The organism is Thioalkalivibrio sp. (assembly GCF_041690275.1).
Classification (GTDB): domain Bacteria; phylum Pseudomonadota; class Gammaproteobacteria; order Ectothiorhodospirales; family Ectothiorhodospiraceae; genus Thioalkalivibrio.
On the sequence record NZ_JAWLHP010000058.1, the window covers coordinates 8,800 to 17,731 of the forward strand.

The 8,932-nt window shown below is 67.9% G+C and carries 8 protein-coding genes; 7 read left to right on the top strand and 1 reads right to left on the bottom strand.

Annotated elements, in window-relative coordinates; all coding sequences use genetic code 11:
* Window positions 1-106: 106 nt before the first annotated feature.
* Entirely contained in the window at window positions 107-958 is an 852-nt protein-coding gene (gene speE / locus ACESMN_RS11090; protein WP_373053662.1) for a polyamine aminopropyltransferase, read from the bottom strand.
* 217 nt (window positions 959-1,175) lie between these two features.
* Here speE and speA point away from each other — a divergent pair, with 217 nt between their 5' ends.
* From speA to ACESMN_RS11125, 7 genes are all read left to right on the top strand, one after another.
* The gene (gene speA / locus ACESMN_RS11095; RefSeq protein ID WP_373053663.1) at window positions 1,176-3,059 is read left to right on the top strand and encodes a biosynthetic arginine decarboxylase; all 1,884 of its coding nucleotides are present in this window, start codon (window positions 1,176-1,178) and stop codon (window positions 3,057-3,059) included.
* A gap of 271 nt (window positions 3,060-3,330) precedes the next feature.
* A complete protein-coding gene (typA, locus tag ACESMN_RS11100; protein ID WP_373053664.1) occupies window positions 3,331-5,148 on the top strand; it encodes a translational GTPase TypA in 1,818 nt (605 codons plus the stop codon).
* A 116-nt stretch (window positions 5,149-5,264) separates the two neighbouring features.
* Window positions 5,265-5,786: a GspH/FimT family pseudopilin gene (locus ACESMN_RS11105; RefSeq protein WP_373053665.1), complete on the top strand. Its 522-nt coding sequence runs from the start codon at window positions 5,265-5,267 to the stop codon at window positions 5,784-5,786.
* Window positions 5,783-6,304, top strand: a complete 522-nt coding sequence (gene pilV / locus ACESMN_RS11110; protein ID WP_373053666.1) for a type IV pilus modification protein PilV — start codon at window positions 5,783-5,785, stop codon at window positions 6,302-6,304. The genes ACESMN_RS11105 and pilV overlap by 4 nt, the downstream gene beginning before the upstream one ends.
* Window positions 6,301-6,897: a PilW family protein gene (locus tag ACESMN_RS11115; protein WP_373053667.1), complete on the top strand. Its 597-nt coding sequence runs from the start codon at window positions 6,301-6,303 to the stop codon at window positions 6,895-6,897. Before pilV ends, ACESMN_RS11115 begins: the two co-directional genes overlap by 4 nt.
* A gap of 11 nt (window positions 6,898-6,908) precedes the next feature.
* On the top strand, window positions 6,909-7,379 hold the full coding sequence (locus ACESMN_RS11120) for a pilus assembly PilX N-terminal domain-containing protein (protein WP_373053668.1): 471 nt from the start codon (window positions 6,909-6,911) through the stop codon (window positions 7,377-7,379).
* Between the two features lie 238 nt (window positions 7,380-7,617).
* The gene (locus ACESMN_RS11125) at window positions 7,618-8,850 is read left to right on the top strand and encodes an HDOD domain-containing protein (protein WP_373053669.1); all 1,233 of its coding nucleotides are present in this window, start codon (window positions 7,618-7,620) and stop codon (window positions 8,848-8,850) included.
* Window positions 8,851-8,932 lie beyond the last annotated feature (82 nt).

The window sequence follows — 8,932 nt, forward strand, 5'->3', positions numbered from 1 at the left end:
TCTGTAGGAGCGGCTTCCAGCCGCGATCCCACGCCGGGCATCGCTGTAGGAGCGGCTTCCAGCCGCGATCCCGCGATCCCGCGATCCCGCGGCGCCGGGAACCCGGTCAAGCGAACAGCTTTCTCCGGAAGAACTCCGGCGTTGCCGCCGCGGCGCGCTGGATCGCGGCGTTGTAGTAGTCGGTGTGGAACCCTAGCTCCTCCGCGGCCTCTTCGCGGTGGAAGCACACGGTCGCGTCCTTTGCCGCGATGGTCGCGGTCCACCAGCCAGAGGGATAGCTCGCCTGGGGGAAGTGCAGGGTCAGCATGTCCAGAAAGCCCGCCGCGCGCAGGCTGTCGTGCATCGGCCGGATGATGCTGTCGGTGTGCAACAGCGGCGACTCGCTCTGCTGCACCAGCAGCCCGTCGCGCCCGAGCGCCCGCAGGCAGTCCTTGTAGAAGGGGGTCGAGAACAGTCCCTCGGCCGGCCCGACCGGGTCGGTGGAGTCGATCACGATCACATCGATCGAGCCCGGCTCCGCGTTCTTCACGTAGGCGATTCCGTCGTCGAAGCGCAAATCCGCCCGGGGGTCGTCATTGGCTTCGCACAACTGCGGAAAGAACTGCTCGGAGACCCGCGTCACGCGCTCGTCGATGTCCACCTGGATCGCGCGCTGCACGCAGTCGTGCTTCAGCACCTCCCGCAGCGTTCCACAGTCGCCGCCGCCGATGATCAGCACCTTCTTCGGGTTCGGGTGTGCGAACAGCACCGGGTGGGCCATCATCTCGTGGTAGATGAAGTTGTCGCGGTCGGTCAGCATCACGCAGCCGTCGATCACCATCAGCTTGCCGAAGCTGACGGTGTCGTAGACCTCGATCTTCTGGAAGGGGGTCTGCTCCTCGTGCAGCTTGCCCCTGATGCGCAGGGAGAAGGCCATGTCCTGATCGGTCTCGCTGAACCAGTTCTCGTCGAGGGTCATCTTGGTGGGGCTCCGGGCCGTGGGCAGGTGGGGTGGCGCGTATGATACGTTCTCGGGGCCCGGGCCTCACCCCCTGGCGGTTACCCCGGGCCTCACCGCGGCCCTCACCCCGACCCCTCTCCCGCCTGCGGTAGAGGGGGAGAGAGCTTCCTCCCGCGCTTGCGGGGGACGGTTGGGGAGGGGGCCTGCCACGCGCACGACCAGACGGTGATCACGCATGAACGACACGAACTGGACCATCGAGGACGCCCGCCGGGGCTACAGCATCGCGTACTGGAACGGCGGCTTCTTCGAGATCAATCCGCAGGGCCGGATGGTCATGCGTCGCCCGGACTGGCCGGAGCACCCGGGGGTGGATCTGTTCGAACTGGCCCAGCGGCTGCGCCAGGAACACATCGGGCCGCCGGTGCTGGTGCGCTTCCAGGACGTGCTCGGGTCGCGCGTGCAGCGTCTGACCCGGGCCTTCGAGGAGGCCGCCGCGGAACTGGACTACACCGGTGGCTTCACCGCCATCTACCCGATCAAGGTGAACCAGCAGCGCTCCGTCGTGCAGCGCATCCTCGCCGAGCCTGACGCCCGCGTCGGACTGGAGGCCGGCTCCAAGCCCGAGCTGATGGCCGTGCTGGCGCTCGCGCCGGCCGGTTCCGTGATCGTCTGCAATGGCTACAAGGACCGCGAGTACGTGCGACTCGCGCTGATCGGCCGCCGGTTGGGTCACCGCGTATACATCGTGGTCGAGAAGCCGTCCGAGCTCGAGGAGGTGATCCGCCAGTCGCGCGAGATGGACATTCTGCCGCTGCTGGGCCTGCGCGTGCGGCTGGCGTCGATCGGCAAGGGGAAGTGGCAGAACACTGGCGGCGAGAAGGCCAAGTTCGGACTCTCGGCGGCGGACGTGCTGCACCTGCTGGAGCGCCTGCAAGGCCTCGACTGGCTGGAACACATGCAGCTGCTGCACTTCCACATGGGTTCGCAGATCGCCAACATCCGCGACATCCAGGCCGGGATGGGCGAGGCCGCGCATTATTTCGCGGCGCTGACGGACGCGGGCGCGAACCTGCAGGTCGTCGACGTCGGCGGCGGGCTCGGCGTGGACTACGAGGGCACGCGCTCGCGCAACGACTGCTCGATGAACTACTCGGTGGAGGAATACGCGCTGAACATCCTGCGGCCGCTGGCGCATATCTGTCGCGACCAGCACCGCACGATGCCCGAGATCTTCACCGAATCGGGCCGCGCGATGACCGCGCACCACGCGGTGCTGATCACCAACGTGATCGACAGCGAGGCGGCCCCGGGTGCAGGCGATCCGGCACCGGCCGAGCCCGGGGAGCCCGCAGTGCTCGCGGACATGCGCGCTCTGCTGCACGACGACCGCCGGCCGCCCTCGGAGATCTACCACGACGCCGCCTACGGCCTGTCGGAGTCGCAGGCCCGGTTCGCGCGTGGCCTGCTGTCGCTGTCCGACCGGGCCCGCGCCGAGGAACTCCACTTCGTGATCTGCCAGCGCCTGCTCGCGGACGGGAGGAACACGCTGCCCGGCGAGATCCGCGCGGAGCTCACGGAGAAGCTCGCGGACAAGTACTTCTGCAACTTCTCGGTCTTCCAGTCGATCCCGGACGCGTGGGCGATCGACCAGATCTTTCCGGTGGTGCCACTGCACCGCCTCGACGAGCCACCGCACCGGCGCGCGGTGCTGCAGGACCTGACCTGCGACTCGGACGGCCGGGTGGACCGCTACGTGGAGGCCGAGTCCACCGTCAGCACGCTGGCGCTGCATCCGTGGCGAGAGGGCGAGGACTACTTCCTGGGCATCTTCCTGGTCGGCGCCTACCAGGAGATCCTCGGCGACCTGCACAACCTCTTCGGGGACACCGATTCCATCAATGTCGAACTCACCGAGGACGGCGGCTACCGGCTGGTGGAGCCCGAGCGCGGCGACACCGTGGACGAACTGCTGCGCTACGTACACTTCGAGCCCGAGACGCTGCGTCGCGCCTACCGCGAGAAGATCTATGCGATCGGCCTGCGCGGCGCCGAGGCCGGCGCACTGCTCGCGGAGCTCGAGCACGGACTTACCGGCTATACCTATCTCGAGGATTGAGCCGGAACTCTCGCGAATCCCCGAACTCACCCCCCCGTTCTTTAAGCACCCCATGGAGTGCGGCAGCTTGCCGCCGCTTTGTCCGGCAGGAGGCTCGCCTCCTGCCGCGGAAGCGAGCCTCCGCGCGTGAGAGCGGGAGCAAGCTCCCGCACTCCATAGCGCGGGGGTCTCGGGGACAGATTTTGAATCTGTCCCCGTAATTAACGTCGGCGGCAGCGAAAACGGCGAACAGGTATAATCCGCCCCCGTTTCGCCGCCGAGCCCGCCCCGCATGACCGCCAATCTTCGCAACATCGCCATCATCGCCCACGTCGATCATGGCAAGACCACCCTTGTCGACCAGCTGCTGCGCCAGTCCGGCACGCTGGACGCCCGCACCGAGCAGGGCGAGCGGCTGATGGACTCGAACGCGATCGAGAAGGAGCGCGGCATCACCATCCTCGCGAAGAACACCGCGATCCGCTGGAACGACTACCGCATCAACATCGTCGACACCCCCGGGCACGCCGACTTCGGCGGTGAGGTCGAACGCGTGCTGTCCATGGTGGATTCGGTCCTGCTGCTGGTCGACGCGGTCGACGGTCCCATGCCGCAGACCCGCTTCGTGACCTCGAAGGCCTTCGCGATGGGCTTCAAGCCGATCGTCGTGGTGAACAAGATCGACCGCCCCGGCGCCCGCCCGCACTGGGTCATCGACCAGGTCTTCGATCTCTTCGACCGCCTCGGCGCGAGCGACGAGCAGCTGGACTTCCCCGTCGTCTACGCCTCCGCCCTGCAGGGCTATGCGGGTCTGGATGCCGACGTGCGCGAGGGCGACATGGGCTGTCTGTTCGAGACCATTGTCGAACGCGTGCCGCCGCCGGAGGTGGATGCCGACGGCCCGTTCCAGATGCAGGTGTCGTCGCTGGACTACAACAGCTTCCAGGGCCTGATCGGCATCGGCCGCATCACCCGGGGGAAGATCCGCACGAACACCCCGGTGAAGGTCATCGACCGCATGGGCCATGTGCGCTCCGGGCGCGTGCTGCAGATCATGGGCTTCCACGGCCTGCAGCGCATCGAGGTCCCGGAGGCCGCGGCCGGCGACATCATCACCTTCACCGGGATGGACGAGCTCTATATCTCCGACACCCTCTGCGATCCCGCGAAGGTCGAGGCCATGCCGCCGCTGACCGTGGACGAGCCCACCGTCAGCATGACCTTCCAGGTGAACACCTCCCCGTTCGCGGGGCGCGAGGGCAAGTTCGTCACCTCCCGCGTGCTGCGCGAGCGGCTGCTGGAGGAGTTGAAGCACAACGTCGCGCTGCGGGTGGAGGAGACTGCGGACGCCGACAAGTTCAAGGTCTCGGGACGCGGTGAACTGCACCTCGGCATCCTGATCGAGAACATGCGCCGCGAGGGCTACGAACTCGGCGTGTCGCGCCCCGAGGTGGTGTTGCGGGAGATGGAGGGCGAGGCCTGCGAGCCCTACGAGCGCGTCGCCATCGACATCGAGGAGATCCACCAGGGCACGGTGATGGAGGCCCTGGGCATCCGTCGCGCCGAACTGCAGGACATGGTGCCGGACGGCAAGGGCCGGGTCCGGCTGGACTACATCATGCCGTCGCGCGGCCTGATCGGGTTTCAGACGGAATTCCTGACCGCGACCTCCGGCACCGGCATCATTCACCACGTGTTCGAGCACTACGGCCCGTTCAGGCCCGGCGCGATCGGCGCCCGCAGCAATGGCGTGCTGGTCGCGAACGGCGCCGGGAAGGCGCTGGGCTATGCGCTGTTCAACCTGCAGGAGCGCGGCAAGCTGTTCATTGGCCCGGGCGAAGAGGTCTACGAGGGCATGGTCATCGGGATCCACTCGCGTGACAACGATCTCGTGGTGAACCCGCTGAAGGCCAAGCAGCTTACCAACGTCCGCGCCTCCGGTTCCGACGAGAACATCATCCTGACGCCGCCGATCCGCATGACGCTGGAGCAGGCGATCGAGTTCATCGACGACGACGAGCTGGTTGAGGTGACCCCGAAGGGCATCCGCATCCGCAAGAAGCTGCTGCTCGAACACGAGCGCAAGAAGGCGTCGCGGGCCAGCGCCTGAGTCTTGCGGGCTGCCGCTCCCCTCCCCTGGATATAGAACCACCGAGAAGGTTCAAACCGCCGGAATCGCGCGCTATTCTCCAGGCGTCTGCATAGCCTCAGGGAAGGAGGCCAGCGATGCCCAGGGATGCGGGACTCACCCTCGTCGAACTCCTCGTCACGATGGCCGTGGCCGTGATACTGCTCGGTATCGGCGTGCCGGCCTTCGGGGACCTGGTGCTGGACACCCGGCTGACCACCACGACCAACCGCCTGGTCGCGGCCCTTCACGCCACCCGCTCCGAGGCCGTCCGCCACAATGCGCGCGCGACCCTGTGCAAGAGCGTCGACGGCGTCTACTGCGCCGAGGACGGCGGCTGGGATCAGGGCTGGATCGTCTTTCTGGACACCTCCGGAGACGCGCTGCGCAGCGACGGCGATCCTCTCCTTGCCGCCGGTGATCCGGCCGTGGACGGCATCACCATCAGCGGCAACAAGCCCGTGCAGCGCTATGTCTCCTACGTCGGGCTGGGAGGTACGCGGCAGGTCAGTGGCGCCCTGCAGATGGGCACGATCACCCTGTGCGCCGGAGACGCCGGACGCCAGATCGTGATCAGCCGGACAGGCCGTATCCGTGTGCAGCAGGGAGGTTGCGCATGAACCGTCGAGGACTGCCCGGTACCGGTATGCCGCTCCTGTCCGGTCCGCGTCACGCCCATGCCCCGGCCGCGCGTTCTCGGCCGGCTCCGGTGCCGGCGCGGCTGCGGATCCGTGCCTGCTCGGGCTTCAGTCTGCTGGAGACGCTGATTGCGCTGCTGGTCCTCGCGGTCGGCGCCCTGGGCAGCGTGGCGCTGCAGCTGCACGCATTGCAGGCCACGCACTCGGCCTATCAGCGCACGCTCGCGAGCCTGATCGCCGCGGATGCCGGTGAACGGCTGTGGATGGCCGCGGCCGGGGAAGATGCCGGACTCGGCTGGGTCGATGACTGGGTTCAGCGACGGGACTGCGCGCAGGCGGGTCCGCACGTGTGTCTCCCGGGGCTTGAGGTGCGTGTCAATGGTGCCGGGACCGGGCGGGTGATCTCGGTGTCCTGGGCGGAGGAGCGCTTCGCGGATGCGGAGCAGGGCCGCGTGCAGCTGGACTACGCCATCGAGCTGCCGCAGGAGCCGGGATCATGAGCCCCGAGAAGGCGCAGCGGGCCTTCTCCCTGGTCGAGCTGATGGTTGCGATGACCCTCGGCCTGCTCCTGGTCGCGGGGGCGGTGAGCCTGTTCCTGAGCGTGCGGCAGCTGCAGCTCGAGCAGGAGCGGGTCGCGACGATGAAGGAGAATCTGCGCTTCGCGACCGATTTCATGGCACGGGACATCCGCGGCGCGGGCCTGCGCGAGGGCGGGATGCTCGATCTTGCCGGGGGGCTGGAGCCCGGTGACCCCGGCAGCGAAACGCAGCAGCTATTCACCGTGCGCAAGGCCGGCATGAACTGCCTGGGCGAGACCGGGCCCTGGGTCGCCAGTGTCTACAGCGTGCACGACAATCAGCTGCGCTGCGGGAACGACGCGTCTCCGGCCCAGAATCAGCCCCTGGTCAGCGCCGTGCGCTCGATGAACGCCGTCGCGGTCGATGCCGCCGGCGACCCGAACTGGGAGCGGCCGGTCGCGCTGCGCGTGGAGCTGGAGCTGGAGAGCCGGGTGGGCCAGCAGCTGCTGGCCCACGAGGTGGAGTTCATGGTGAGCCTGCGCAACGCGGTGCTGGCCGAGCAGCCCTCCATCTGATGGCTCCGGGGATGCGGTCGGGTCGACGCGGGATCGCGCTGGCGGTGGTGCTGGTGCTGCTGGCCGTGGGCAGTCTGATCGCGGTGACCGGCATGACGCAGGCGATTGTCGATGAACGAATCGCGGGCAACCAGCGCCAGGTCGCGGAGATCTTCCTGGCGGCCGAGGCGGGGCTCCTGCACGCGGGACGGTGGTGGCAGGAAGAGACCTGGGGGGAACGCCACGACCAGCTCTTCTGGGGCGATCCCGAGGGCGCGATGGCGGCGCTGGGAGCGCTGGACCGGGTCATCCGGCCGGGTCTGAGCTGGTCGGTGCAGGAGCTGCGCTTCGACGGTGACGAGGTGCTGATGCGCGTCCGCGGCCAGATCGAGGGCATCGGCACCGTGCGCGAGGTGCAGGGGCGCTACCGGCGTCCCTCCGGGGATGACCCGGCCGACGCCAATGGCGCCCTGTCGGGTTGGACCGAGTTGCTGCAGCACTGATGCAGGCTCACCTCGTGCGCTGGTGATCACGCCCTCAAGTCCACTGCCGCCGGGCCGATACAGCAGGCTACAAGGGTGGGGGCCAGGGCCCCGCGGGTCGGGATGGGCCAGGGACCGAATCACGGTCCGTACGCGGTATCCCGATGGCCGATCCGGGGCCCTCCAGTCCAGACCACAGGGTGCGGACGGCGGCTGCCGTCCGCAGGGGACAACGACGGAACACGAGGCGGGCGCGACGGTGGATAACCGCATTCCTCAACCCCAGATGCTGGACGGGCTGTCTCCGGTCGGGGACCTGGACCGCGAAAAACGGTCCGGACTGGCCCAGAGAGGCCGGCTTGGAGACCTGCGCTACGGTCAGCGGCTGGACGCGTCGGCGGAACACCGCTGGCTCGTCTACGTGGTCGAGGGCAGCGTGAACCTGGTGACCAGCAGCGGGTCCATCAGCGTGGCGGCCGGCTCGACCCGGGCGCGCCAGCCGCTGTTCTCCGAGGGGCGCTTCCAGGAATACGCGGTGGCCTCCGGCACGGCAGTCGTGCTGCGACTCGATCAGCGTCTCTACGGGATTCTCCACGGGCAGCAGAGCCAGTCCGGCTACGAGGTCGAGGAGACGGAGCTCGACGACACCGAGAGCGCCCTGTTCGCGGAGGTCTACGCGGCCTGCCAGGAGGAAAAGCTCGAACTTCCCGCGCTTCCGGAAGTGGCGATCAAGATCCAGACGGCAATGAAGGACCCGGACGTGGACATCAAGCGCCTGTCCGGCATCGTGTCGCTGGACATCGCGATCACCGCCGGGCTGATCCGCGCGGCCAGCAGCGCCGCCTACGGGGTCGGCAACCCGGTGAAGAGCGTGCGCGACGCGACCGTCCGGCTGGGGCTGGTCGCCGCGCGCAGGCTGGCGCTGACCATCGCAATGCAGCAGGTCTTCCGCTCCAGCTCCCCGGTGCTGAAGCGGCGTATGCACGAATTGTGGGACCGCAGCGTGCATGTCTCGGTGCTGAGCTTCCTGCTGGCCCGTCAATGCAAGGGCCTGGATGCGGAGCAGGCCCTGCTTGCCGGCCTGTTGCACGACGTGGGGGCTGTTCCGATTCTCGACTACGTCGGCCGCAATCATCCGGAAGCGACCGATGAGGAGGTCACGGCGATCATCGAGAAGCTCCACGGTGTGGTCGGCGAAATCGTGTTTGCATCCTGGAGCATGGAGCCGGGCATGAGCATGGTCGTGCGCGAGTCCGGCAACTGGCTTCGCGACCACGAAGGCCCGCCGGACTACTGCGACCTGGTCATCGTGGCCCGACTCTATCACCTGAACCAGTCGGACCCCGACGCCGCCATTCCCCGTTTCCACGAAGTACCGGCGTTCACCCGGCTGGATCTTCCCGCGCCCAACGAGGAAGGGAAGCTGGACCTGATCGAGAATGCGGCCAGCGAGCGCGAGGAGATGATGGCCGTGATCCAGGGCAAGGCCTAGGCAAACGCCTGAAGTCGCCGAGAAGGCTTGCCTCCCGCATGTGCCGAGGCGGCCGTGTAGGAGCGGCTTCCAGCCGCGATGC